The sequence below is a fragment of the Treponema sp. R6D11 genome, from assembly GCF_054786075.1.
Genome location: NZ_BDHD01000871.1, coordinates 1 through 465, shown reverse-complemented (window position 1 = coordinate 465; position 465 = coordinate 1). Strand labels below are relative to the sequence as shown.

Genomic DNA, 465 nt, shown 5'->3' with positions numbered 1-465 from the left:
AATTGTATATTCTGGTTGAACCGGACACATATCAGATAAAGTTCCAAGAACCTGTTTCAAGAGCGGAAGGCGAAAAAATTCCGAAACGTTTTGCCGAATTGGAAATTATCACCGCAAAAAATCAATCAAAAATAATGATAGCAAAAGAACCCAACGAAAGTTACGGCTCTTTTACAATCCTTAAACACTCAGGCATTAATTTTGCGGTAGTGTTCTATCAACTGCCGGAAATATATAAATCCATTACCGATTGCTTTGTAGAATCGCTTAACAGACAAAGAAAAGTTCCGGAGCATGACGCAAAAACGGCGGCGCACAAAGTTATAGAAATTCTTAAGAAAAATATGGGTTTTGAAGGCGAATATAAATAATAAACGCTAACAAATAAAAAAGGCTGTCCGTCGGACAGCCTTTTTTTTATCTCTTTAAATTAAGTTATTCTTTGTTCGCCGCTTCGGATCTTGC

1 pseudogene is annotated in these 465 nt (G+C 36.6%); it reads left to right on the top strand.

What is annotated here, in order from left to right:
* Nucleotides 1-371, top strand: a pseudogene (locus ACYVTD_RS16580) (hypothetical protein); the annotation flags it as partial.
* Between the last annotated feature and the right edge of the window lie 94 nt (nucleotides 372-465).